Source organism: Kosakonia sp. YIM B13588 (assembly GCF_042788165.1).
In the GTDB taxonomy this organism is placed as follows: Bacteria; Pseudomonadota; Gammaproteobacteria; order Enterobacterales; family Enterobacteriaceae; genus Kosakonia; species Kosakonia sacchari.
On the sequence record NZ_JBHZPO010000011.1, the window covers coordinates 59,029 to 84,271 of the forward strand.

At 50.0% G+C, this 25,243-nt stretch carries 24 protein-coding genes and 1 other annotated feature; of the genes, 11 read left to right on the forward strand and 13 right to left on the reverse strand.

All coding sequences use genetic code 11. The features are described 5' to 3' along the window. Positions 1-99: 99 nt before the first annotated feature. Positions 100-1,260: a serine-type D-Ala-D-Ala carboxypeptidase DacD gene (gene dacD / locus ACFX4U_RS17870; protein WP_313506817.1), complete on the reverse strand. Its 1,161-nt coding sequence runs from the start codon at positions 1,258-1,260 to the stop codon at positions 100-102. 210 nt (positions 1,261-1,470) lie between these two features. On the opposite strand from dacD, the gene sbcB reads away from it, so the two are divergent. Next, positions 1,471-2,895: an exodeoxyribonuclease I gene (gene sbcB, locus ACFX4U_RS17875; protein WP_349350526.1), complete on the forward strand. Its 1,425-nt coding sequence runs from the start codon at positions 1,471-1,473 to the stop codon at positions 2,893-2,895. A gap of 32 nt (positions 2,896-2,927) precedes the next feature. Here the strand turns inward: sbcB and tsuB are convergent, their stop codons facing one another. The 4 genes from tsuB to ACFX4U_RS17895 all read right to left on the reverse strand — a co-directional run bounded on the left by tsuB (position 2,928) and on the right by ACFX4U_RS17895 (position 6,919). After that, a complete protein-coding gene (tsuB, locus tag ACFX4U_RS17880) occupies positions 2,928-3,155 on the reverse strand; it encodes a thiosulfate utilization sulfurtransferase TsuB/YeeD (RefSeq protein WP_020454267.1) in 228 nt (75 codons plus the stop codon). 15 nt (positions 3,156-3,170) lie between these two features. Next, the gene (tsuA, locus tag ACFX4U_RS17885; RefSeq protein WP_305735602.1) at positions 3,171-4,226 is read right to left on the reverse strand and encodes a thiosulfate utilization transporter TsuA/YeeE; all 1,056 of its coding nucleotides are present in this window, start codon (positions 4,224-4,226) and stop codon (positions 3,171-3,173) included. Between the two features lie 164 nt (positions 4,227-4,390). Beyond that, the gene (locus ACFX4U_RS17890; RefSeq protein ID WP_017458449.1) at positions 4,391-5,752 is read right to left on the reverse strand and encodes an APC family permease; all 1,362 of its coding nucleotides are present in this window, start codon (positions 5,750-5,752) and stop codon (positions 4,391-4,393) included. Between the two features lie 339 nt (positions 5,753-6,091). After that, on the reverse strand, positions 6,092-6,919 hold the full coding sequence (locus ACFX4U_RS17895; protein ID WP_313506756.1) for an SDR family oxidoreductase: 828 nt from the start codon (positions 6,917-6,919) through the stop codon (positions 6,092-6,094). Positions 6,920-7,094: 175 nt separating this feature from the next. On the opposite strand from ACFX4U_RS17895, the gene hisL reads away from it, so the two are divergent. From hisL to hisIE, 9 genes are all read left to right on the forward strand, one after another. Further along, complete coding sequence (hisL, locus tag ACFX4U_RS17900; RefSeq protein WP_001364200.1) at positions 7,095-7,145, forward strand: his operon leader peptide; 51 nt, start codon at positions 7,095-7,097, stop codon at positions 7,143-7,145. Beyond that, positions 7,121-7,243 (forward strand) — a sequence feature (His leader region). (Overlaps the previous gene by 25 nt.) Before the next feature lie 35 nt (positions 7,244-7,278). Then, on the forward strand, positions 7,279-8,178 hold the full coding sequence (gene hisG / locus ACFX4U_RS17905; protein ID WP_017458451.1) for an ATP phosphoribosyltransferase: 900 nt from the start codon (positions 7,279-7,281) through the stop codon (positions 8,176-8,178). A 4-nt stretch (positions 8,179-8,182) separates the two neighbouring features. Further along, a complete protein-coding gene (hisD, locus tag ACFX4U_RS17910) occupies positions 8,183-9,487 on the forward strand; it encodes a histidinol dehydrogenase (protein WP_313506755.1) in 1,305 nt (434 codons plus the stop codon). Next, the gene (hisC, locus tag ACFX4U_RS17915) at positions 9,484-10,545 is read left to right on the forward strand and encodes a histidinol-phosphate transaminase (protein ID WP_380218551.1); all 1,062 of its coding nucleotides are present in this window, start codon (positions 9,484-9,486) and stop codon (positions 10,543-10,545) included. The genes hisD and hisC overlap by 4 nt, the downstream gene beginning before the upstream one ends. After that, positions 10,542-11,609, forward strand: coding sequence for a bifunctional histidinol-phosphatase/imidazoleglycerol-phosphate dehydratase HisB (gene hisB, locus ACFX4U_RS17920; RefSeq protein WP_313506753.1), 1,068 nt, complete (start codon positions 10,542-10,544; stop codon positions 11,607-11,609). The genes hisC and hisB overlap by 4 nt, the downstream gene beginning before the upstream one ends. Next, positions 11,609-12,199, forward strand: coding sequence for an imidazole glycerol phosphate synthase subunit HisH (hisH, locus tag ACFX4U_RS17925; RefSeq protein ID WP_200550489.1), 591 nt, complete (start codon positions 11,609-11,611; stop codon positions 12,197-12,199). Before hisB ends, hisH begins: the two co-directional genes overlap by 1 nt. Continuing rightward, on the forward strand, positions 12,199-12,936 hold the full coding sequence (hisA, locus tag ACFX4U_RS17930; RefSeq protein ID WP_313506752.1) for a 1-(5-phosphoribosyl)-5-[(5-phosphoribosylamino)methylideneamino]imidazole-4-carboxamide isomerase: 738 nt from the start codon (positions 12,199-12,201) through the stop codon (positions 12,934-12,936). The genes hisH and hisA overlap by 1 nt, the downstream gene beginning before the upstream one ends. After that, the gene (gene hisF / locus ACFX4U_RS17935; protein WP_249881378.1) at positions 12,918-13,694 is read left to right on the forward strand and encodes an imidazole glycerol phosphate synthase subunit HisF; all 777 of its coding nucleotides are present in this window, start codon (positions 12,918-12,920) and stop codon (positions 13,692-13,694) included. Before hisA ends, hisF begins: the two co-directional genes overlap by 19 nt. Next, positions 13,688-14,299 (forward strand): bifunctional phosphoribosyl-AMP cyclohydrolase/phosphoribosyl-ATP diphosphatase HisIE, encoded by a 612-nt coding sequence (hisIE, locus tag ACFX4U_RS17940; protein WP_305735596.1) that lies wholly within the window; start codon positions 13,688-13,690, stop codon positions 14,297-14,299. Before hisF ends, hisIE begins: the two co-directional genes overlap by 7 nt. Before the next feature lie 41 nt (positions 14,300-14,340). Here the strand turns inward: hisIE and wzzB are convergent, their stop codons facing one another. After that, positions 14,341-15,324 carry an LPS O-antigen chain length determinant protein WzzB gene (gene wzzB, locus ACFX4U_RS17945; protein WP_313506751.1) on the reverse strand — a complete coding sequence of 328 codons (984 nt, stop codon included), beginning with the start codon at positions 15,322-15,324 and terminating at the stop codon, positions 14,341-14,343. A 204-nt stretch (positions 15,325-15,528) separates the two neighbouring features. On the opposite strand from wzzB, the gene ACFX4U_RS17950 reads away from it, so the two are divergent. Next, on the forward strand, positions 15,529-16,533 hold the full coding sequence (locus ACFX4U_RS17950) for an NAD-dependent epimerase (protein WP_313506750.1): 1,005 nt from the start codon (positions 15,529-15,531) through the stop codon (positions 16,531-16,533). 43 nt (positions 16,534-16,576) lie between these two features. On the opposite strand, the gene ugd is transcribed toward ACFX4U_RS17950, so the two are convergent. The 7 genes from ugd to ACFX4U_RS17985 form a co-directional block, all read right to left on the reverse strand. Further along, positions 16,577-17,743, reverse strand: coding sequence for a UDP-glucose 6-dehydrogenase (gene ugd, locus ACFX4U_RS17955; protein ID WP_249881374.1), 1,167 nt, complete (start codon positions 17,741-17,743; stop codon positions 16,577-16,579). 267 nt (positions 17,744-18,010) lie between these two features. Next, entirely contained in the window at positions 18,011-19,417 is a 1,407-nt protein-coding gene (gndA, locus tag ACFX4U_RS17960) for an NADP-dependent phosphogluconate dehydrogenase (protein ID WP_313506749.1), read from the reverse strand. Between the two features lie 144 nt (positions 19,418-19,561). Next, complete coding sequence (locus ACFX4U_RS17965; protein WP_313506748.1) at positions 19,562-20,998, reverse strand: undecaprenyl-phosphate galactose phosphotransferase; 1,437 nt, start codon at positions 20,996-20,998, stop codon at positions 19,562-19,564. A 14-nt stretch (positions 20,999-21,012) separates the two neighbouring features. Next, a complete protein-coding gene (gene glf, locus ACFX4U_RS17970; RefSeq protein WP_313506747.1) occupies positions 21,013-22,158 on the reverse strand; it encodes a UDP-galactopyranose mutase in 1,146 nt (381 codons plus the stop codon). After that, a complete protein-coding gene (locus ACFX4U_RS17975) occupies positions 22,155-22,925 on the reverse strand; it encodes a DUF4422 domain-containing protein (RefSeq protein WP_313506746.1) in 771 nt (256 codons plus the stop codon). Before ACFX4U_RS17975 ends, glf begins: the two co-directional genes overlap by 4 nt. Continuing rightward, entirely contained in the window at positions 22,925-23,908 is a 984-nt protein-coding gene (locus ACFX4U_RS17980) for a glycosyltransferase (RefSeq protein ID WP_313506745.1), read from the reverse strand. The genes ACFX4U_RS17975 and ACFX4U_RS17980 overlap by 1 nt, the downstream gene beginning before the upstream one ends. Continuing rightward, on the reverse strand, positions 23,893-25,242 hold the full coding sequence (locus tag ACFX4U_RS17985; RefSeq protein ID WP_313506744.1) for a DUF6418 domain-containing protein: 1,350 nt from the start codon (positions 25,240-25,242) through the stop codon (positions 23,893-23,895). The genes ACFX4U_RS17980 and ACFX4U_RS17985 overlap by 16 nt, the downstream gene beginning before the upstream one ends. Position 25,243 lies beyond the last annotated feature (1 nt).

Sequence of the window (25,243 nt, forward strand, 5' to 3'; positions counted from 1 at the left end):
TTCGAACATACAGTATAACGGGCAGGCGTATGCCTGCCATCTGCCACCGCTCAATTATGCGAGCAACTTCGCATGCCTTCCAGACGACGCTTGACGGTGTCAGCTTTTATGATGGAGGTAATCGCTCAGACGCGAGAACAAGCCGCCTTTGCCGACGCTATCCAGCGTGACCAGCGGCCAGTGCGCGATCACTTTATCGCGATCATAAAGCTGGATTTCACCCACGCGCTGATGCGCTGCCAGCGGCGCATCCAGCTCTTTGCTGTCCAGCACATACTTGGCTTTTACGTTTTGCAGTTCCGCTTTCGGTAGCACCAGCCAGTAATCCTGATCGGTGCCGACATCAACCTGCTCTTTATCCCCGAACCACACACGCTCGCTACCCACTTTTTTACCGTTACGCAAAATTTCCACGGTATTAAAGTTCTGCTGACCCCAGTGAAGCAGCTTACGCGCCTGCTCTTCACGACCTTTTGGGCTGTCTGCCCCCATGATCACCGCAATCAGGCGACGCTCTCCGTCCACGCTTGAGGCAATCAGGTTAAAGCCCGCGCCAGACGTATGGCCGGTTTTCAGCCCGTCAACATTGAGCGCCTTATCCCATAACAAACCGTTGCGGTTTTGCTGGGTAATGCCGTTCCACGTCAGGCTTTTTTCACTGTACATATGGTAGAAATCCGGCTCGCCATGAATGATGGCGCGAGAGAGGACCGCCAAATCATACGCCGAGCTGTGCTGGCCCGGCGCATCCAGCCCGTGTACGGTTTCAAAATGGGTATCGCGTAGATTCAGCTTCTGAACGTAATCATTCATCATGGCGACAAACTGCGGTTGCCCGCCCGCCACGTGATCCGCCAGCGCCACGCAGGCATCGTTACCGGAATCAACAATCAAACCACGGCTTAAATCACGTACCGTCAGGCGATCGCCTGGTTTGAGGAACATCAGTGAAGAACCATCGAACACCGGGTTTCCTTTTGCCCAGGCGTCTTTTCCGACGGTGACGACATCATCAGCGCTGATGCGGTGGCTATCGATGGCACGGTCAACCACGTAGCCGGTCATCAGTTTGGTCAAGCTCGCCGGGTTACGTTGCTGATGTTCATTGCCTGCCGTTAAGATTTGCCCGGTGGTGTAGTCCATCAATACCCAGGAGCCCGCCTGAATCGCCGGGGGCTGAGGGGCAAAAGGTAAGTCGTCGGCGTAAGCGTGGTTCACGCAAACCGCCAGCAAAGAAGCAGCAAACAAACGGCGTTTCAATGAAATATCCTCAATAGCATCTAAAATCGTCGTTCTTTGTACGGAACTTCGTGTGTCGTTACCTGGTTAAATTGCAAAAAAGTGTGACACAGATCGATTTTAACCACCTGTTTTTGCGAAGGTCTGCGGAAGAATGACCGGTTTTCCTTCGGCACACGCGTCGGGATGGTTTACCATAGAGGGCATATTTACTGACAGGATGAGCATCTGGTGTCTGATTCCGCCGCAACGCCCACTTTTCTCTTTCACGATTACGAAACCTTCGGTACCAGCCCGGCGCTGGATCGCCCGGCGCAGTTCGCCGCAATCCGCACCGACGCGGATTTCAACATCATTGGCGAGCCGGAAGTCTTCTACTGCAAACCGGCGGACGACTATCTGCCGCAGCCGGAAGCGGTGCTGATAACCGGTATCACCCCGCAAATAGCGCGCGCCAAAGGCGAGAATGAAGCAGCTTTCGCCAAACGCATTCACGATCTGTTCACCGTGCCAAATACCTGTGTTCTCGGTTACAACAATGTGCGTTTTGATGACGAAGTGACGCGCAATATTTTCTACCGCAACTTCTACGATCCGTATGCGTGGAGCTGGCAGAACCATAATTCACGCTGGGATCTGCTGGACGTTATGCGCGCCTGCTACGCCCTGCGCCCGGACGGGATTAACTGGCCGGAAAATGAAGACGGTCTGCCCAGCTTCCGCCTTGAGCACCTGACAAAAGCCAACGGTATTGAACATGCTAACGCCCACGATGCGATGGCGGATGTTTACGCCACTATCGCTATGGCGCAACTGGTGAAAACTAAGCAGCCGAAGCTGTTCGACTACCTGTTCAGCCATCGTCACAAGCAGAAGCTGGCAACGCTGATCGATGTGCCGCAAATGAAACCGCTGGTGCATGTCTCCGGGATGTTTGGTGCCTGGCGCGGTAACACCAGTTGGGTGACGCCTCTGGCCTGGCACCCGGAAAACCGCAACGCGGTGATTATGGTGGATCTGGCGGGAGATATGTCGCCGCTACTGGAACTGGATACCGATGCGCTGCGCGAAAGGTTGTATACACCGAAAGCGGAACTCGGCGATAGCGCGGCAGTGCCGGTGAAACTGGTGCATCTGAATAAGTGCCCGATACTCGCGCAGGCCAATACACTGCGTCCGCAGGATGCCGAGCGGCTGGGCATTAACCGCCAGCAGTGTCTGGATAATTTGCAAATCCTGCGCGATAACCCGCAAGTGCGCGAGAAAGTATTAGCGATTTTCGCCGAGGCGGAACCGTTTGTCCCTTCCGATAACGTGGATGCACAAATCTACAACGGTTTTTTCAGCGATGCTGACCGCGCCGCGATGAAAATTTTGCTGGAAACCGAGCCGCGTAACCTGCCCGCGCTGGACATCACCTTTGCCGATGCGCGCATTGAAAAACTGCTGTTTAACTACCGGGCGCGTAACTTCCCCGGCACGCTGGATGAGCACGAACAGCAGCGCTGGCTTACCCATCGCCGCAATGTCTTTACTCCTGAGTTTTTGCAACATTACGCCGAAGCGCTTCAGGCGCTGTTCCAGCAATATGACGGCGACAATGAAAAGCAGGCGCTGTTGAAAGCGTTGTGGCAGTACGCCGAAGAAATTGTCTGAGAGTGCCCTCCCGGTAACGGGAGGGCATCGGCTTACGCCTTCTGCACGGTAATACTCCAGGCGGCGTCGCCAACCTGTTGGTAATCCGTAATGGTGTGCCCCTCTTCCGCCGCCCATTGTGGAATAGCTTCCGTCGCCTGGGTGCAGTCGAACTCAATAATCAGTTCATCGCCGCGGGCCATCTCCGCCAGCGCCGCTTTTGCTTCTATCAGAGGAAACGGGCAAACCTGCGTTACCACGTCCAGTTTTTTTACAGCCATAACAGCTCCTGTAAGTTAAGCCGCAGCCGCCGCCAGTTTCGCTTTGCGCTGCGGACGGACATATAAAAACCATGACGCTGTCCATACGCCAAGGATCATAAATACCAGCCCGACCCAGCCCTGCCAGGTCATCATCGCGGTCATCACCAGACCATTACCAATCGAACAGCCGCCAGCCATACTGGCTCCCACGCCCATCAGCAGGCCGCCAAACCCGCTGCGCAGCGTGGTTTGTGCATCCGCCGCGCGTACGCGGAATTCACGGCTGGCTTTCGCGGCAATAAACGACCCCAGAAAAATGCCCAGCACCAGGAAGACGCCCCAGTTGAGGAACTTACTCTGCCCCGCCACCAGGAACTGCAAAATGTTGGCGGTGGGTGAGGTAATGCCCAGGCCAAACATACGGCCAGTCGCTTCACTGAGCGGCCAGGCCAACAGTGCGATAAGACCGATAAGTACCGCAGTGACAAAAGGATGCCAGCGCTTTTCAAACAGCAGATGCGCAAGCCCGGTGCGACGCGGTGGTAATGACGCAATCTTCAGCTTCGGCTTACGCAACTCTCTGGCGACCGCCCACAGCGTGACGGCAAGCAGCAGGGCGATAAAAGGCCAGACAGAAACGCCGAAGGTCTCGGCAATCGAGTTATGTTCTGTGCTGTAGGTTTTCAGCAGGCTGTTAATGCCGTCAGCATGTGGAGAGCGCATAACCGCACTCATCACCATATAGGTAAACAGCGCAATCCAGCTCCCGATCAGCCCTTCCCCTGCACGGTACCAGGTGCCAGTCGCGCAACCGCCAGCATAGACAATCCCCAGTCCGAAAATGTAACCGCCAACAACAGTGCCAAGCCACGGGAACGTCCCGGCATTGTATTGCAGCGCTCCGCTCTGGATTAAGGCAAAGACACCGACACTTTGAATGGCGATGGCAATCAACAGGGCATAAAACATCCGGTTATTTTTGGCGATATACATATCGCGAAATCCGCCGGTCAGGCAGAAGCGCCCACGCTGCATCACAAACCCCAGCAGTGCGCCACAAATCAATCCACTTAATATCATTGAAAACATAACGGTAGCTACGTCAGAAAAACCAGATCGTGAATTTTCCACGTGCAGCATGGCGGGAACCAATAACGAAATTATCTAACTTAGTTCGCCAGGTTATTAATAGGGAGGTAATCGATATAAAAAAGCCGGAGACAACGCTCCGGCTTCGATGTGCAGAAGAAAATTTACTGCGCGATATCTTCGTACTGCGGTACTGGGTTGCGGAAACTGCGTGTCACACACGCCAGATAAACCAGGCCGATAGCGCCCCAGATAAGACCCAGGATCATCGAGCTTTGCTCAAGGTTGATCCACAGTGCGCCAACCGTCAGCGCACCGCACACTGGCAGCACCAGATAGTTGAAATGGTCTTTCAGCGTCTTATTGCGTTTTTCGCGGATCCAGAACTGGGAGATCACCGACAAGTTAACGAAGGTGAACGCCACCAGCGCACCAAAGTTAATCAGCGCCGTGGCCGTTACCAGGTCAAAACGGATCGCCAGCAGCGCAATTGCGCCAACCAGCAGCACGTTCCACGCCGGAGTACGCCATTTCGGATGGATATAACCGAAGAAACGGGTCGGGAATACGCCATCGCGCCCCATCACATACATCAGACGAGAAACGCCCGCATGCGCGGCCATACCGGACGCCAGCACGGTCACGCTGGAGAAAATCAGCACGCCCCACTGGAATGTTTTACCCGCAACGTACAGCATGATTTCCGGCTGAGAAGCATCCGGCTCTTTAAATCGGGAGATGTCCGGGAAGTAAAGTTGCAGGAAATAAGAGGCCCCGATAAATACCATGCCACCGATCAGCGCAGTCAGGAAGATGGCGCGCGGGATCACACGCTCAGCATCCTTGGTCTCTTCAGAAAGGGAAGAGATACCGTCAAAGCCGAGAAACGAGAAGCACAGGATAGTTGCGCCAGTGATCATCGGCACAACATGGGCGCCTTCAGACCAGAACGGGCGGGAACTTACCAGCGTGCCAGCACCTTCGCCGTGGGAAACACCGTAGATGATCAAACCAACGATGACGGCGACAATCCCCATTTGCAGGATAACGATCAGGGTGTTGAAGTTCGCCACGGTTTTGATGCTTCGCAGGTTGGAGACCGTCATAAAAGCCACCAGCGCCACCACGAAAATCCACGACGGCACCGAAGGCACCAGCGCTTCAAAGTAAATTTTCGCCAGCAGAATGTTGATCATCGGCATGAACAGATAATCCAGCAGCGATGACCAGCCCACCATAAAGCCAACGGCCGGGGAGATGGATTTCTGAGCATAGGTATACGCAGAGCCAGCAGACGGGAAGCGGCGTACCAGCTTGCCGTAGCTCAGCGCAGTAAATAGGATAGCGACCAACGCAAAGGCATACGCGGTTGCCACGTGGCCATCGGTCAGGCCAGAGACGATACCAAACGTATCGAACAGCGTCATTGGCTGCATATAGGCCAGGCCCATCATTACAACCGGAATCAACGTAAGCGTCTTACGTAATTCCACGCGAGAGGTTTTTGGAGTAACGTTATGCGTCATGGCGATTCTCCTGTACGGCGAGTGCCGGCGCAAAAGCAAAAAATTGCCCCATTTGTGTTATTTCCTCAGCGACAACGACTGTCGGTTTTTAAATGTGTATCTATCCGGTACGAAGCCCGGCCTCTTTTATTGAATGACGTTTGTGCTTGCAAAAAAAATAACCGACGGATTAACGTCGGCTAGTCTCTTCATTTTTTTGCAGCGGCGTATTTTGCACCATCCTGAAGCAGGATGACAATACGGTATGTCCTGCCCTGCACTGTTTATGCAACTAAGTGATTGAATTTTAGGCTATCGCTGAATTATTAAACATTTTAATAGCACTAATTGCTAAAAAAATCACGCCAGCGGCATCTGAGCCGGATCCGGATAAAGATATTCAAAACCCAGTTCATGGCAAATACGGTTGCCGTCGATGATTTTTCCCTTCTCATCATCGCTACGCGACACGGTGAAGTTGGGCGGCGCCAGACCAAGCTGTCGTGCCATTGCCGGGTAGAAACTTTCGCGTGACGGATGTCCCGGCGCGCAGAGATTATAGATGTGCCCGCCTTTCGGCGCCTGCAGTAGCAAAGTAATCGCGGCGACGACATCGTCGAGATGCACCAGGTTAACGCCGTGCTGACCGTTAGGCGCGGTTTTTCCGGCCAGGAAACGCCCCGGATGGCGCGCCGGTCCCACCAGCCCTGCCAGGCGTAAAATATCCACCGATGTGCCGGGCAAATTATGCAGCCAGTCTTCCAGCTCTTTCAGCACCCGTCCGCTTGCGGTGACGGGCTGGCGCGGCGTGTTTTCTTTAATGATGCCGGGGGCATCGCCATAAACAGAGGTGGAACTGGTAAAAATAATGCGCGGTATGCGATAAGCCAGCGCGCTGTCGACGATCTCCTGCATCGCTTGCAAGTAAAATTCTTCGCCAGGGCCGCTGCGGCGCGCCGGGAGGGTGATGACTAACGCATCGACCTGCATCAGCGCATCCAGATCCTCCGATTCGCAAACTAATTCTGGTTCAAGGTTGAGCACATAACTTTCGATGCCGCACATGCGCGCCGCCTCGATGCCATCCTGGCTGGTTTTACTGCCGGTAACTTGCCAGCCTCGCGCCGTTAATGACAGTGCCAGCGGCATTCCCAGCCATCCTAATCCGATAATAGCGACCTTTTTCATGCCTCTCCCCTGCACTCTCGCTTCCACCTGTTTAAGGCTACGCCAGCCAGTGATAACTGACAATTCATAGAACGAATATGAAATGATTTAATGATAAAAAAAAGCCCTTGCCTTGGGCGACCAAAGTGGTTTACGTTAACTGACAACTTATGAATAAACATTCATCGAGAATTTTATGACCCGCGTTCAATTTAAACACCACCATCATCACCATCATCCTGACTAGTCTTTCAGGCGATGTGTGCTGGAAGACATTTGGATCTTCCAGTGGTGCATGAACGCAGAGAAAGCCCCCGGAAGATCTTCTTCCGGGGGCTTTTTTTTGAACCAAATTCAGCAGGATAAAAGAGGACAACAGAATGTTAGACAACTCGCGTTTACGCATAGCTATTCAGAAATCCGGCCGCCTGAGCGAAGATTCACGCGAACTACTAGCCCGCTGCGGGATTAAAATTAACCTGCACACCCAGCGCCTGATCGCTCTGGCGGAAAATATGCCGATTGATATTCTGCGCGTACGCGACGATGACATTCCTGGCCTTGTGATGGACGGTGTCGTTGATTTGGGCATCATCGGCGAAAACGTGCTGGAAGAAGAGTTGCTGACCCGCCGCGCACAGGGTGAAGACCCGCGCTATTTCACCCTGCGTCGCCTCGATTTCGGCGGCTGCCGCCTGTCGCTGGCAACCCCGGTTGACGAAAGCTGGAACGGCCCGCAAGCGCTGGACGGTAAACGTATCGCCACCTCTTATCCGCACCTGTTAAAACGCTATCTCGATCAGAAAGGCGTCTCTTTCCGATCTTGTCTGTTAAATGGTTCTGTTGAAGTCGCCCCGCGTGCGGGTCTGGCGGATGCGATTTGCGACCTGGTGTCAACCGGCGCGACGCTTGAAGCCAATGGCCTGCGCGAAGTGGAAGTGATTTACCGTTCGAAAGCCTGCCTGATCCAGCGCGACGGTGAAATGACCGATGCCAAACAGCAGCTTATCGACAAACTGCTGACCCGTATTCAGGGTGTTATTCAGGCGCGCGAATCGAAATACATCATGATGCACGCGCCAAGCGAGCGTCTGGAAGAGGTCATCGCCCTGCTGCCTGGCGCTGAACGTCCCACTATTCTGCCGCTGGCGGGCGATCAGCAGCGTGTGGCAATGCACATGGTCAGCAGCGAAACCCTGTTCTGGGAAACCATGGAAAAACTGAAGGCGCTGGGGGCAAGTTCCATTCTGGTGCTGCCGATTGAGAAGATGATGGAGTAAGGCCATGAGCTTCAATACCGTAATCGACTGGAACAGCTGTAGCGAAGCAGAGCAACGCGACTTGCTGATGCGCCCGGCGATCTCTGCCTCTGATAGCATCACGCGTACCGTGATTGAGATCCTCGATACTGTGAAAGCGCGCGGCGATGACGCCCTGCGTGAATACAGCGCCAGGTTCGACAAAACGCAGGTCGACGCGCTGAAAGTCACCGAACAGGAAATCGCCGATGCCAGCGCGCGCCTGGGTGACGACATCAAGCAAGCGATGGCCGTAGCGGTGAAAAATATCGACACCTTCCACACCGCGCAAAAGCTGCAAACGGTGGATGTTGAAACCCTGCCGGGTGTGCGCTGCCAGCAGGTTACCCGACCTATCGCCTCGGTGGGCCTGTATATTCCCGGCGGTTCTGCGCCATTGTTTTCAACCGTATTAATGCTGGCCACTCCGGCACGCATTGCCGGTTGCCAGAAAGTGGTGCTCTGCTCACCGCCGCCGATTGCCGATGAAATTCTCTATGCCGCGAAGCTTTGTGGCGTGCAGGCGATCTTTAAAGTGGGCGGCGCGCAGGCTATTGCCGCGCTGGCCTTTGGCACCGAATCGATCGCGAAGGTCGACAAAATTTTTGGCCCCGGTAATGCCTTTGTAACCGAAGCCAAACGTCAGGTCAGCCAGCGTCTTGACGGCGCGGCAATCGATATGCCAGCCGGTCCTTCCGAAGTGCTGGTGATTGCCGATAGCGGCGCAACGCCAGATTTTGTCGCCTCCGATCTGCTTTCGCAGGCGGAACACGGCCCGGACTCGCAGGTGATCCTGCTGACGCCGGATAGCGAAATAGCGACCCGTGTAGCCGAGGCGGTTGAACGCCAGCTTGCGGAACTGCCGCGCGCGGAAACCGCTCGCCAGGCGCTTTCTGCCAGCCGCCTGATTGTGGCGCGCGATTTAGCGCAATGTGTGGCGATTTCCAACCAATACGGCCCGGAGCACCTGATTATTCAGACCCGCGATGCCCGTTCGTTAGTGGAGAGTATCACCAGCGCAGGCTCGGTGTTTCTTGGTGACTGGTCACCGGAATCCGCAGGCGATTACGCCTCCGGTACCAACCACGTGCTGCCGACTTATGGTTATACCGCCACCTGTTCCAGCCTGGGTCTGGCCGATTTCCAGAAACGTATGACGGTGCAGGAGCTCTCCCGCGACGGTTTTGCGCAACTGGCAAGCACCATTGAAACGCTGGCGGCGGCAGAACGCCTGACCGCTCACAAAAACGCCGTCACGTTGCGCGTTAACGCATTAAAGGAGCAAGCATGAGCATTGAAGAACTGGCGCGTAAAAATGTGCGCGAACTGACGCCCTATCAGTCGGCTCGCCGTCTTGGCGGTAGAGGTGACGTCTGGCTGAATGCCAATGAATTCCCGACAGCGGTTCCTTTTGAACTGACACAGCAAACATTAAACCGTTACCCGGAGTGCCAGCCGAAAGCGGTTATCGAAAGTTATGCGCACTATGCGGGCGTAAAACCGGAGCAAGTGCTGGTCAGCCGTGGCGCAGATGAAGGCATTGAGTTATTGATCCGCGCGTTTTGTGAACCGGGTAAAGACGCGGTGCTGTTCTGCCCGCCGACCTACGGCATGTATAGCGTCAGTGCCGAGACGCTGGGCGTGGAGTACCGTACCGTGGCCGCGCTTTCTGACTGGCAGCTGGATCTGCAAGGCATTGCCGACAAACTGGACGGTGTCAAAGTTATCTACGTTTGCAGCCCAAATAACCCCACCGGGCAGATTATTAATCCCCAAGATTTCCGCGTCTTGCTCGAAATGACGCGCGGCAAAGCAATTGTTGTGGCGGATGAAGCTTATATTGAGTTTTGCCCGCAGGCCACGCTGGCCGGCTGGCTCAGTGAATATCCGAATCTGGTGGTACTGCGTACACTCTCGAAAGCGTTTGCGCTGGCAGGCCTGCGCTGCGGCTTTACCCTTGCCAACGAAGACGTTATCGCTCTGCTGTTAAAAGTGATTGCCCCCTACCCGCTCTCTACACCGGTGGCGGATATTGCCGCGCAAGCGCTCAGCCCGCAGGGCATTGTCGCGATGCGCGAACGGGTGGCGCAAATTCTGGTTGAACGCCAGTATCTGGTTACCGCGCTGCGGGATATTCCGTGTGTGGAGCAGGTGTTCGACTCAGAGACTAACTATATTCTCGTGCGTCTGACTGCCTCCAGTGCAGTGTTTAAATCATTGTGGGATCAAGGCATTATCCTGAGAGACCAGAACAAACAACCTTCTTTAAGCGGCTGCCTGCGTATCACTATCGGTACCCGTGCAGAGAGCCAGCGCGTCATTGACGCTTTACGTGCGGAGCCAGTATGAGCCAGAAGTACCTGTTTATTGACCGTGATGGAACCCTGATTTCCGAACCCCCTTCCGATTATCAGGTGGATAAATTCGAGAAACTGGCCTTTGAGCCGGAGGTCATCCCGGTATTACTGAAACTGCAAAAAGCCGGTTACAAACTGGTGATGATCACCAATCAGGACGGTCTGGGTACCAGCAGCTTTCCGCAAGCGGATTTCGATGGCCCGCACAACTTGATGATGCAGGTCTTCACCTCCCAGGGCATCGAATTTGAAGAGGTGCTGATTTGCCCGCACCTGCCTGCCGATGCATGCGACTGCCGTAAGCCAAAAGTGAAGCTGGTGGAACGCTGGCTGGCAGAAGGCGCACTCGATCGCGCGAATAGCTATGTGATTGGCGACCGCGCCACTGATATTGAGCTGGCGAACAACATGTCGATTGGCGGTTTTCGATACAACCCAGAGACACTGAACTGGGCGATGATTGGTGAGCAACTGACGCGCCGCGACCGGTATGCACACGTTGAGCGCAACACCAAAGAGACGCAGATTGATGTCAAAGTGTGGCTGGATCGCGAAGGCGGCAGCAAAATTCACACTGGCGTCGGTTTCTTCGACCACATGCTTGATCAGATTGCGACGCATGGCGGTTTTCGGATGGAAATTGCGGTGAAAGGCGATCTCTATATTGACGATCATCACACGGTAGAAGATACCGGGCTGGCGCTGGGTGAAGCGCTCAAACTGGCGCTCGGCGACAAACGCGGTATCAACCGTTTTGGCTTTGTGTTGCCGATGGATGAGTGCCTGGCACGCTGTGCATTGGACATTTCAGGTCGTCCGCACCTCGAATATAAAGCGGAGTTTGCCTACCAGCGCGTGGGCGATTTGAGCACCGAAATGGTCGAGCACTTCTTCCGCTCGCTCTCTTACACCATGGCCGTGACGCTGCATCTCAAAACCAAAGGCAAAAACGACCACCACCGCGTGGAAAGCTTATTTAAAGCATTTGGCCGCACGCTGCGCCAGGCGATCCGCGTGGAAGGCGATACGCTCCCCTCATCAAAAGGAGTGCTGTGATGAATGTGGTGATCCTCGATACCGGCTGCGCCAACCTGAACTCGGTGAAATCCGCCGTCTCGCGCCACGGTTACGAGCCGCAAGTCAGTCGCGATCCGGATGTGGTGCTACGCGCAGACAAACTGTTTTTACCCGGTGTCGGAACGGCGCAGGCCGCGATGGATCAGCTGCGCGAGCGCGAGCTGATCGAACTGGTGAAAGCCTGTACGCAACCGGTGCTCGGTATCTGCCTGGGGATGCAACTGCTCGGACGTTTTAGCGAAGAGACCCACGGCGTCGATTTGTTAGGCATCATCGAACAGGATGTGCCAAAGATGAAAGACGTTGGCCTGCCACTGCCGCATATGGGCTGGAACCAGGTTTACGCAAAAGCTGGCAACCGCTTGTTCCAGGGCATCGAAGATGGCGCTTACTTCTACTTTGTGCACAGCTACGCCATGCCGGTGAATGCGTACACCATTGCCCGCTGCGATTACGGCGAGCCGTTTACCGCTGCCGTGCAGAAAGATAATTTCTACGGCGTACAGTTTCACCCGGAACGTTCCGGCCGCGCGGGTGCGCAACTGCTGAAAAACTTCCTGGAGATGTGATGATTATTCCGGCTTTAGATTTAATTGACGGCACCGTCGTACGTCTTCATCAGGGTGACTACGCACAGCAGCGCGATTATGGTAACGACCCGCTGCCGCGCTTGCAGGATTACGCCACTCAGGGCGCGCAGGTGCTGCACCTCGTCGATTTAACCGGCGCGAAAGATCCGGCGAAACGCCAGATCCCGTTGCTGAAAACGCTGGTTGCCGGGGTGAACGTTCCGGTACAGGTTGGTGGCGGTGTACGCACGGAAGAGGACGTCGCCGCCCTGCTCGCAGCCGGTGTTGCCCGCGTGGTAATCGGCTCGACGGCAGTAAAATCACCGGAGGTTGTGAAAGGCTGGTTTGCACGCTTTGGCGCAGACAAGCTGGTGCTGGCGCTGGATGTGCGCATCGATGAACAGGGCACGAAACAGGTCGCGGTGAGCGGCTGGCAGGAGAACTCCGGTGTGACGCTGGAAGCACTGGTGGAAACCTATCTGGCGGTTGGGCTGAAACATGTGCTGTGTACCGATATTTCCCGCGACGGTACGCTCGCTGGCTCGAACGTTTCTCTGTATGAAGAGATTTGCGCCCGCTGGTCGCAGGTGGCGTTTCAGTCTTCCGGCGGCATTGGTGGTTTGAAGGATATTGCCGCCCTGCGCGGTACTGGCGTGCGCGGCGTGATTGTCGGACGTGCGCTGCTGGAAGGTAAATTCACGGTGAAGGAGGCCATTCAATGCTGGCAAAACGGATAATCCCTTGTCTTGACGTGCGTGATGGTCAGGTGGTGAAAGGCGTACAGTTTCGTAATCACGAAATTATTGGCGACATTGTGCCGCTGGCAAAACGCTACGCCGAAGAAGGCGCGGACGAGCTGGTATTCTACGATATTACCGCTTCCAGCGATGGCCGCGTGGTGGACAAGAGCTGGGTGTCACGCGTGGCGGAAGTGATTGATATTCCTTTCTGTGTCGCAGGTGGGATTAAGTCTGCTGACGATGCGGCGAAAATTCTCTCGTTTGGCGCAGATAAAATTTCGATTAACTCCCCTGCGCTGGCCGATCCTGAATTAATCACACGTCTGGCCGATCGCTTTGGCGTGCAGTGCATTGTGGTCGGTATCGACACCTGGTTTGACGCCGACACGGGCAAATATCACGTTAATCAGTACACCGGTGATGAGAGCCGGACCCGTGTTACGCAATGGGAAACGCTGGACTGGGTGCAGGAAGTGCAAAAGCGCGGCGCCGGTGAAATCGTGCTGAACATGATGAACCAGGATGGCGTGCGCAATGGCTACGATCTTGAACAACTGAAGAAAGTGCGCGCGGTGTGCCACGTACCGCTGATTGCTTCTGGTGGAGCGGGCACCATGGAACATTTCCTGGAAGCCTTTCGCGATGCGAACGTTGACGGCGCGCTGGCAGCTTCCGTGTTTCACAAGCAGATTATCAATATTGGTGAATTAAAAACGTACCTGGCAGGCCAGGGCGTGGAGATCAGGGTATGTTAACAGAGCAACAACTGGCCCAACTGGACTGGGAAAAAACCGACGGACTGCTGCCCGCCGTGGTGCAACATGCGGTTTCCGGCGAAGTGCTGATGCTGGGTTACATGAACAAAGAAGCGCTGGCTAAAACGCAGGAAAGCGGCAAAGTCACTTTTTTCTCCCGCACTAAAGGGCGCTTGTGGACCAAAGGTGAAACCTCGGGTCATTTTCTTAATGTGGTGAACATAGCCCCTGATTGCGACAACGACACGTTGCTGGTCCTTGTTAACCCTATCGGCCCAACCTGCCACACGGGAACATCCAGCTGCTTTGGCGACACCAGCCACCAGTGGTTGTTCCTTTACCAGTTAGAAGAGCTGCTCGCTGCACGTAAAACGGCCGACCCGGCAAGTTCTTACACCGCCAAACTCTACGCCAGCGGCACTAAGCGTATCGCGCAGAAAGTGGGCGAAGAAGGTGTAGAAACGGCACTGGCGGCAACCGTGAACGACCGCGAAGAGCTGACTAACGAAGCCTCTGACCTGATGTATCACCTGCTGGTGCTGCTGCAGGATCAGCAGCTTGATTTGACGACCGTGATTGAGAATTTACGCAAGCGGCACAAATAGCGGGCGTAAAAAAACCGGGCGCTGCCCGGTTTTTTTTGTGCTTATGCTTTCGATTGATAATTTCGGAATGCGTTACGCATGAGAACGAATCCGGATCCAACGATAGTACCCAGCAGTAGTGCCAATATCATAGTTAATGCGCGCTTAGGGCTGTCACGCTGAATTGGCAATGTTGGTTTCATTACATAGCGATACGCATGTATACTCTGCGGCTTCACGACAATGCTCTGGATATCTAATAAATTTTGCCGAGTTTTATAGTAATCATCAGAAAAAATCAGCGGACGGGAAGATTCATTTTTCACCATTGATTCCAGCGCCGTACTGCCGAGCAGAAACATAGTGTCCTGAGACACGTTTTCTGTTTGTTGCACTTGTGGCGACTTGACACCAGACTCTTTAGCCACCGAGAGCGCCTGAATAATCTGCTTGATACGCAAGCTCTTTTGTTCCTGAGCCACTTTTTCCTGTGTCGACAACGATGCGACCAAATTTGTTGTTTGAGATTTAATATTGGTCTTTAAATCATCTACCAATTCTCTGGCGATTTGCTGGTCGATTTTTTCAATATATTCTGCCAGCTTTCTCTGTGCATCTTGAGCACTTGAGCCAGCATAGGCTAGCTTGAGGGGTAATGGTTGCCCCTGCACTGCGGCGCCAATTGTCAGATCTTCAGGTTTTTCCTGGTTCTTAAGAGCTTCCGTGAGAGCAGAAAAAGCCGAATTGAAACGCACAATCACGCGTTGTTGGATATCCGTGATATCAAACCGTGGATCATTGATTATGACACTCATCGCATTTGAGTAACCAGCAATCTGTCCGGCATCCGGAGCATTGATCACCGCGATCGAGGTCCATTTTTCTTTGGCGATGCTTATATAGACACCAGCAATAATAACAGCGGCAAGAATAAATAAGGCTACAATCCACTTACCACGCCAGACTTGAGATAAAACATCTAACAAATCAATCTGTTCTGAATCATTACTCTGCCCGGCAGGCAAACTTTGTTTTTCGTAAGTCATAGCAACCCTAAATGAGAAGCGCAAAAGAGAATTATAGAGCGCGAGTTTAGCGGTTCGTTATTTTTTTTCTATAGGACTTCATGTAAATAAGTTTTACCAGGCACTATTTAAGAACTATGACCGCTTTTATAACTGATAGCGATTACCAGTCTGGGATCATACAATAGACAGATTGTACGTTTTAGATGTTAGAAAGGATTAGCTATGAAATTTTTGGTTACCGGCGCTGCCGGGTTTATCGGTTATCATGTCAGTGAACGCCTGCTGCAGGCGGGCCATCAGGTGGTGGGTATCGATAACCTCAACGACTATTACGATGTCAGTCTGAAGCAAGCGCGCCTAGATTTACTGGCCTCTCCCGATTTCCATTTTCATAAAATCGATCTCGCTGACCGCGAAGGGATGGCGCAACTGTTTACGCGTGAGAAATTCGACCGCGTTATTCACCTCGCAGCACAAGCTGGTGTCCGTTACTCGCTGGAAAACCCGCACGTGTATGCAGAATCTAATCTGATTGGACATCTGAACGTACTTGAAGGCTGTCGTCATCATAAAGTGCAACATCTGCTGTATGCTTCCTCCAGCTCCGTTTACGGGTTAAACCGAAAGATGCCGTTCTCTACTGATGATTCGGTTGACCACCCGGTATCACTCTATGCGGCAACGAAAAAAGCCAATGAACTGATGTCGCATACCTATTCGCATCTCTATGGTCTGCCAACGACCGGCCTGCGTTTCTTTACGGTCTATGGCCCATGGGGACGTCCGGACATGGCGCTCTTCAAGTTCACTAAAGCTATGCTGGAAGGTAAGAGCATAGATGTATACAACTACGGCAAAATGAAGCGCGACTTCACCTACATTGACGATATCGTGGAAGCGATTATCCGTATGCAGGATGTGATCCCGCAGCCAGATGCAAACTGGACTGTTGAAAGCGGATCACCGGCAACCAGCTCCGCGCCTTACCATGTTTACAATATTGGCAATAGCTCTCCGGTTGAGCTGATGGATTACATCACGGCACTGGAAGAGGCGCTGGGGATTGAAGCGCAGAAGAACATGATGCCGATTCAGCCCGGCGATGTGCTGGAGACGAGTGCAGACACCCAACCGCTGTATGCTGTGACTGGCTTCAAGCCCCAGACTTCTGTCAAAGAGGGTGTGAAGCGCTTTGTTGACTGGTACAGAAATTTTTATAACGTGTAAAAAAAACGGCCCTGACGGGCCGTTTTACTTTCTGTAATAACATTTAGTCGTTGCCGAATAAATCGCGGGTGTAGACCTTCTCTTCCACATCCGCCAGCTCTTGTGCCATACGGTTGGAGATAATGACATCCGCTTCCTGTTTGAACGCGTCCAGATCGCGTACCACGCGGGAGTGGAAGAATTCATCTTCCTGCATGACCGGTTCATAAATGATGACCTGCACGCCCTTCGCTTTGATGCGCTTCATGATGCCCTGAATCGAAGAGGCGCGGAAGTTATCGGAACCGCTCTTCATAATCAGACGATAGACACCCACCACCTTCGGTTTACGCGCCAGGATAGAATCCGCAATAAAGTCTTTACGGGTGCGGTTAGCATCAACGATAGCCGAAATAATATTATTCGGTACTGACTGGTAGTTCGCCAGCAGCTGTTTGGTATCTTTCGGCAAGCAGTAACCACCATAACCAAACGATGGGTTGTTGTAATGATTGCCGATACGCGGATCCAGACATACGCCTTCGATAATCTGACGGCTGTTCAGCCCCAGGCTTTCTGCATAGCTATCCAGTTCGTTGAAGTACGCCACGCGCATCGCCAGATAGGTGTTAGCGAACAGTTTAATCGCTTCGGCTTCGGTTGAATCAGTGAACAGTACGCGAATATCTTTTTTGATCGCGCCTTCCTGCAACAACGCAGCAAAACGTTCGGCGCGTTCGGAGCGTTCGCCGATAACGATACGCGACGGGTGCAGGTTATCGTACAGCGCTTTACCTTCACGCAGGAATTCCGGTGAGAAGATAACGTTATCAATACCGTATTTTTCACGGATGGATTGGGTAAAGCCCACCGGAATGGTGGATTTAATGATCATCACCGCTTGCGGGTTGATCTCGTGAACATCACGGATCACTGATTCCACGCTGCTGGTGTTGAAGTAGTTCGTTTTCGGATCGTAATCCGTCGGCGTGGCGATGATGACAAAATCCGCGCCGCGATAGGCGTCCAGTTTGTCCGTCGTCGCACGGAAGTTCAGCGGCTTATTCTGCAAATACTCCTGAATCTCCTTATCAACAATGGGAGAGATCTTCTGATTAAGCATATCTACTTTGGACTGAACGATATCCAGCGCCACCACTTCATGGTTCTGCGCAATCAGAATCCCGTTCGATAGCCCAACGTAACCTGTTCCGGAGATTGTTATTTTCATTCGATAAGCAACTTTTGTGAGTGTATGAAACCGGAGATGACGATCCCGTCGCCACCCGCTTTATATCAATAACTGTTGGGGTTTTTACCTCTTCTGTTGAGGGACTGTCAAGGCGACAATCAGCCGTCAACAGCAGCGTTTATGTATGGTTTAGCAGGCAATAATCGACGAAATGAATATGACTGCCCGAAAAAAAGGCGGTTAAGACGAAAAAAAAGCCCGGTTTTAGTAACCGGGCTTGGGTAAACCAGATGGGTGATTATCAGATTAATCCAGCCACTCGCTATGGAACACGCCGTCTTTATCAGTACGTTTATACGTGTGCGCACCGAAATAATCACGCTGAGCCTGAATCAGATTCGCGGGCAGTACTGCAGAACGGTAGCTGTCGTAGTATGCCACCGCTGCAGAGAAGGTCGGTACCGGAATACCATTCTGCACGGCATAGGCCACTACGTCACGCAGCGCCTGCTGATAGTCATCCGCGATTTTCTTGAAGTACGGTGCCAGCAACAGGTTTGCGATAGCCGGGGTCTCGGCATAGGCGTCGGTGATTTTCTGCAGGAACTGCGCACGAATGATACAGCCTGCGCGGAAGATCTTCGCGATTTCGCCGTAATTCAGGTTCCAGTTGTGCTCGTCAGAAGCAGCACGCAGTTGAGAGAAGCCCTGCGCATAGGAAACAATTTTACCGAGGTACAGCGCACGGCGTACTTTCTCGATAAATTCAGCTTTGTCCCCTGCTGTTTTCGCTTGCGGGCCAGACAGCACTTTAGACGCGGCAACACGCTGCTCTTTCAGGGAAGAGATATAGCGCGCAAACACGGATTCGGTAATCAGTGACAGCGGCTCGCCGAGGTCCAGCGAGCTCTGGCTGGTCCATTTACCGGTGCCTTTATTCGCCGCTTCGTCGAGGATCACATCAACCAGGTATTTACCTTCTTCATCTTTCTTGGTGAAGATATCTTTGGTGATGTCGATGAGATAGCTGCTCAGCTCGCCTGCGTTCCACTCACTGAAGGTTTTCGCCAGCTCTTCGTTAGAGAGATTCAGACCGCCTTTCAACAACGCGTACGCTTCGGCGATCAGCTGCATATCGCCATATTCGATACCGTTATGCACCATTTTGACGTAGTGACCCGCACCGTCCGGACCAATATACGTCACGCAAGGTTCGCCATCTTCTGCAACTGCAGCAATTTTAGTCAGGATCGGAGCAACCAGATCGTAGGCTTCTTTCTGACCACCAGGCATGATTGATGGACCTTTCAGCGCGCCTTCTTCACCACCGGAAACGCCGGTGCCGATGAAGTTGAAACCTTCTTCAGAGAGTTCGCGATTACGGCGAATGGTGTCCTGGAAGAAAGTGTTACCACCATCAATGATGATGTCGCCTTTGTCGAGATATGGCTTGAGGGAGTCGATAGCAGCATCGGTGCCTGCACCAGCTTTCACCATCAACAGAATGCGGCGCGGGGTTTCCAGGGATTCGACAAATTCTTGTACGGTGTAGTAAGGAACCAGCTTTTTGCCCGGGTTTTCGGCAATGACTTCTTCGGTTTTTTCACGGGAGCGGTTGAAAACTGAAACGGTGTAGCCGCGACTCTCAATGTTGAGCGCCAGGTTGCGCCCCATTACCGCCATACCAACAACGCCGATTTGTTGCTTGGACATTACATACTCCTGTCAGGTGAGGATATCCTGCCGCACAAACCATCGGCAGGCAAAGTGAAGCATATGTTAACTCAGGTTTGAAACCATGAGGTAGCAATTGATGTTGCATCAAATTGGACGCAACAAAGATGAAAAGGCCGGAGTTTAGTATGCGCCATCTCTGTGCAAAACGACCCTAACAGTTTTGAACAGGATAGCAATGTCGTTCCAGAGCGACCAATTTTTAACATACCAGGAGTCAAAATAGACACGTGTGTCGTAATCAACATTATTACGCCCACTCACTTGCCACAATCCTGTCATCCCTGGTTTAGCCATTAAATAATAATCAACATTTTCATCATAACGGCTGAGTTCCTCCGAAATGATTGGTCGCGGACCAACAAGACTCATCTGCCCTTTGAGAACGTTAAAAAGTTGCGGCAATTCATCAAGACTGGTTTTTCGAATAAATCGACCAACCGGCGTAATTCGAGGATCATGCTTAAGCTTAAAATCACGATCCCACTCTTCCCGCGCTGCAGGATTCGAATCCAGCAATTTTTGTAAAACCTCCTGCGAATTCATCACCATTGAGCGGAACTTATAGCAAGGGAAAAGTTTACCGTGGCGACCAACTCGCATATGACCATAAATTGCAGGGCCACCATCGCGGGTGACTTTGTACCAAAGATAAAGGAGCAGGGGCGACGAAATGGTAATGATGAATAATGAACAAACAATATCAAATGTCCGCTTGAGGAAACGGGAAGTGCGTTTTGCAAGGTTATTATGAATCCTCAACAACATAACTTCGTGACTAAAGATAAATGACATATCCGTGTTGTAAAGCGGTAGCCCTCGCAGAGAAGGAATAACGGTGACAGAACGACAATCCTTCTTCGACAACTCGCGTAGCCAGTTGATGGTCTTATCACTGTTTTCCATTTCGAATGCCACAATAAAATGGATATCGCCCGTTTTCTTCAGTTCCCAGAGAACATTGGGATCCTGAAGTACCGGGTAGCCCTGCAGGGTCGTCTCTATACATTCCTCGTCGTAAAATGCAACGACATCAAAGCCAAGCATTTCTTCGCTCTGGAGTGCATGGTAAGCCTCAATCGCGTTATTACCACTGCCCATGATAATGGTTTTTTTCTTCCAGATTCCCAGACGATTCAGAAGATGTTTAGTCATGGCCCTGAAAAATGGTAGTAATACTACCGCAAACGACCAACAAAAGACCCATACATAACGGGAAAATTGCCATTTTGAAAAGGCAACCAGAGCCAGATCAAACACAGCGAAAATGAGAATAGTGCGGATAATTTCTTTCAACTCAAACCAAAAAGGTTTGCGATAAGAATAATGCCGCAACCGAACCCAAAACCATGCCACGCAAATAAATCCAAGAATGGCATGGGAAATAATGCGCACCTTTAACTGCGTATCTGGAATAAAACGATAGAGATCATTAAATATCCAGTATACACAGCCAATGGAAAGTACAAGTGATAAATTAAAAAATATAAAATCCGATGTTGCGAGGCAAACCCTGCATAGCAATGGATTATATTTATTCAAAAAATTATCCTTATCCATGACAATACCTGATTTTAGCGTGGGTTTATATTAAATACAGGCATTGGTTCCTGATTTTTTTGACATTCGAGGAATTTTTTCGCAACATCAATGGCTTCCCTGATTGTAACATCCATATCCAGGTAGCGATACGTCCCAAGCCGACCAACAAACGTTGTATTACTCAACTCCAGCGCTTTATCTAAGTAGCGGTTAAGTAATTCTTTTTCCTTAACCATACGGATCGGATAATACGGAATATCGTCCTCGGTGCAGAAGCGGCTAAGCTCACGATAGCAGGTTGTTTTTTCATGCGATTCCCATGGCGAGAAATGCTTATGCTCAGTAATTCGGGTATAAGGAACTTCCTCTTCACAGTAATTAATAACAGCGGTTCCTTGATAATCACCATCGGCAGTGAACTTCTCAAAATCCAGGGTACGGTAACCCAGACGTCCCTCACTAAAGTTGAAATAACCATCCAACGCACCTGACCAGAAAACATGCTGCCAGGCTGCACTTTCTGAAGCCACGAACTCAGTCCCTGTTCTGACTGTAATAAGTTCGTGATCGAGGATATTTGCCACCATTTCGGTATAACCCTCTTTAGGCATGCCCTGAAACTGGTGATTAAAATAATTGTCGTTGTAATTAAAACGCAGCGGCAAGCGCTTCAGGATGCTGGCCGGTAGTTGCGTGGGTTCGCAGCCCCATTGCTTACGGGTATAGCCTCTAAAGAACGCTTCATACAACTCACGACCAATCATGCTGATAGCCTGCTCTTCAAAATTTTGAGGTTCTAATATGGATTTATCAGCTTTGGATTCAATAAAAGCACGTGCTTCATCGGGACGCATCGTTTTGTTGAAAAACTGGTTAATTGTATGCAGGTTAACGGGTAGCAAATAAACGTTGCCTTTATAGATTGCCTTCACGCGATTGGTGTATGGCATAAACTCTGAATACTGATTAACAAAATCCCAAACTTCTTTATCATCCGTGTGAAAAATATGGGGGCCATATACATGCAACATGACGTTAGTGTGCAGATCGCGTTCTGAATGGCAGTTACCTGCAATATGAGAGCGTTTGTCAAAAACGACAGATGCGATTCCCTGTTCAGCTAATAATCGTGCAATCACAGCACCAGAGATACCAGCACCTACAATAGCGACTTTCATTTTTTTCCCCAAAGATGTCGTTTTAACAAGCCAATGCCTTTCAAAAACAGGTTTTCGCCATCAATATTCACAACAGGCAAATACATGATTCGCAGACGCCCCTGCTGGTGATGAAGCCAGACGTTGAAGAGACGTTCTGCCATAAATCCAAAAACGCGTTTTTGGTATGTGTCATAGTTCTGGTAGTCGATTTTTTTTTCAAGCGCAAACAGCATCGGGAAAAGCCAGGAAAAATATTCATTGATCAACGACTTTTTGCACACGAACATATTGTAAAGACTGATTTTTGTGCCGCCCATTATATCGTCGAAATCAGTTAGATAGTCTGGCTGCTGTAGAACAATTTCATCGCGAAGTTGAGTATAGTCGGATTCATTATGGGCATGGATATAATGATTCTTAATGCTGGTGATGAAATAATTCCTGGGTTTAGCCACCAGAATATCGGCACTTTTCAGCATTTCCTGTAACTCTACAGGCGAAGCAATACGTTTTCCTTTCACTGTCAGATTACTAGTGGCGGACGCGAAATAACGGCGATAATGGGCAAGACCCACGACATCTTCCTGAGCATTTTTCCAGAGCCAGTAGGCTGCGGTTAACTCGCAAAATGAAGGATTAAGATGGGCAATGTTATCACCGCTGGAGTCTCTCTGTGCGATACTAGCAATAGACTCTAAGGCATTTCCGACCTGAAGAGGTACATACCCAAGTGCTAAAGGGAAATCGTAAGGTTTATGGCTAACAATATATACAGTGAGAGGCATCAGTGATTCCTTTTATCTGAAAATAAAACAACAGGCCTCAAAACCCTTTCTAAAATATATAAACCAAACGAAATTCTTGATGCCATAGCAAGGCATTTAAACTTAACTTTAGAATAACTGAACACAATATTCATAAAAGTTAAGGCACTAAATTCATTTTTAATAAGCTTTCTATAAATCGAACGAGTATTAGCGTCTTCAATACGAGCCAGACTAACGAGACACGACTGAGATAAATTTATAAGGGTTGTGGAGTAAAGTACGAATTCCACCTCTCCCCTTTCTTGTCTGGCCTTCAGCAGTTTTACAGCTTCAAATAATTTAAATTGCCTTTCAGCCGAATCAGTTGTAATAGACCCACTGCGCTTACGGTAACCATATAAGGGCAAATCAATAAAAGCGACAACAGTTGCTTGCTGAGTTATATAAGGAGAGGTATATACATCTTCATATATTACACCTACAGGAAATTTATTCTCAGCATAGAGCTTGCGTCTCACTACTCGAGCCCAGGAAAAATTAGGCATCTTCGATAGTTCTTTACGGCCTGAATATCTAATTTGCAAGTCATTAATATCCCCTGCAAGTAAGTTAATTACATTTCCTGAGTAAAATTTTAAAAAGTTAAAATAGACAACATCTGTGTTCTTCGTTTCAAGCGCAACATTGATAGCATGTATTATTATCGGGCTAACAACGTCGTCTGAATCCACAAAAAGGATGTATTCTCCTTTTGCAAATTGTAACCCAAAGTTACGTGCTTCTGATAGCCCACCGTTTTCTTTCTCATGATAATGAAAAAACTCGTGTGTCTTACAGTATACTTCTGCAACATGCCCTGAATTATCTGTCGAACCATCATTAATTAAAATACATTCACATTCATCTGTCATTGCATTTTGAATGGAATCAAGGCAATCTTTCAAGAAACGTTCTACATTGTAGATAGGGACTATAATAGAATATTTTACGCAATTTTCCATTTCTTGATAATTATCCTTTGTAATACGAGAGAATAAAAAACAATAAAAATTGTGAATGCCATAAATTTAGCAGTAAAAAAATAATACCAATCAGACATAATGCAAATTTGAATGATAAAGTAATAATATTTTAAAACTATAAATCCATAAAAAAGATCTTTCATTAGAATAGCATTACGTAACAACCATGTACCGAAACCAGCCCAAAAACCAAAGAATATTGCAACGACTGGACCAAGCACAGTACCAAAGAAATAATTATAATTAACGGGTGCCCCCATCGTAAAACGTATCCCATTATCAACAAATCGTAGAAAAACATCAGAGGGGGTAATCTTTTGCATAAGGAAATACATGCCAAAAATGGCATTCCCTTCATTTAAACCCAGGCCAAAACCGTTTTTAAGCAACCAAGCCAGACTCAAATGAGGGTTAATTATATCAGAGGTCGAATCAACGGCCCACCAAACCTGCGCTTGCAGCGCGACACGTTCAAGTAAGTAACGAATGCCTTGTGCCGAGTCACCATATATTGCCGTATAACTTAAATAGGATGAAAATATAAATATCGACACCACAGCAAAAATAATTATTATAATTTTAGGGCGAAGTATTTCTGAAATCAAATCCTTTTGTAGATAAAATAGAAAAGGTATCAAGAAGAAAAGAATTGATAATGTAGGACCAGTGAATTTCTCGCCACCAATAAACTGCATAAAAACAGAAGCCACAAGAAGTACAATATATTTTTTAGCCTTAGACTCTGAATATTTAATACCTAAAAGAAAAGAAAACTGAAGCAACAGAAATTGCAAATATCGCCCCCATGCGGGAGCTATATCACTCCAATATTTAAAACGATCGACCCCGTTAGAGTTGGGTGTTCCATATTTTGCATAGACAAAAAGGAGCCCCAAAAAGGAACAAAATATAATTAATTGTATTAGCATATTTATAGACCAGTTAATTTTTTTATCCATTGTATTTACTGGCTGTAAATATTTACTGAGAATACCGGTGATCGAAATCGTCGTCAGCAAAAAAATTAAAGCTGTAAAACCTACACGAACAGTGGCTCCACTGAGTCTGCCGAACATTCTTATCTCAGATAAATAAGCGCCTCCCTCAACAATAAGACAGCAAATCACGCCCACGCTCATGCTATAAATCATAATAATATTAAGTACAGATTCTTTTTTTTTGCTTTTAATACATGTGAGAATAGTAACAAACCAAACTACAACAAATATTATATTTAATGACCAAGATGTTAGACCAAGTATATTGATAGACCATATAAGAAAGGCGCTCAAAAAACAAATAAAAATCACCATA